At 57.9% G+C, this 404-nt stretch carries 1 protein-coding gene; it reads right to left on the minus strand.

The genetic code is table 11. From position 1 onward, the window contains the following. Positions 1-404, minus strand: a 404-nt coding sequence (locus SB756_RS28255) for a PAS domain-containing protein (RefSeq protein ID WP_410912794.1), incomplete at both ends; no start/stop codon positions are given.

Genomic DNA, 404 nt, shown 5'->3' on the forward strand with positions numbered 1-404 from the left:
GTTCAGACGGCGCCAAAAGTCGCTGTATTCACCGCTGTTGACCAGTGCCGGTTCGCAGAACATACGGTGGTGCTTGCCTTTGAGTTCCGCCAGCGAGTAGCCCATGACCTGTTGGAAGTTTTCATTGGCGTCGAGCACCACTCCACTCAAATCAAACTCGATAACCGCCATCGCCCGGTCCAGGGCCGCCAGCTTGCTGCGGGTGGCGGCTTCCTGTTCGACTTTTTGCGTCACGTTCAGCGCGTACTTGACCACTTTCAACACTTGCCCCTGTGCATCCGGCACCGGGTTGTAACTGGCCTCCAACCAGACGGTTTTACCGTGGGAATCCAGACGCTTGAAGGTGCCCGATACAAACTTGCCGGCCTTGAGCTCATTCCAGAACGCCGCGTAGGCGGGACTGC

Origin of the sequence: Pseudomonas sp. SIMBA_068, assembly GCF_046534705.1 — a bacterium.
GTDB classification, from domain to species: Bacteria; Pseudomonadota; Gammaproteobacteria; order Pseudomonadales; family Pseudomonadaceae; genus Aquipseudomonas; species Aquipseudomonas putida.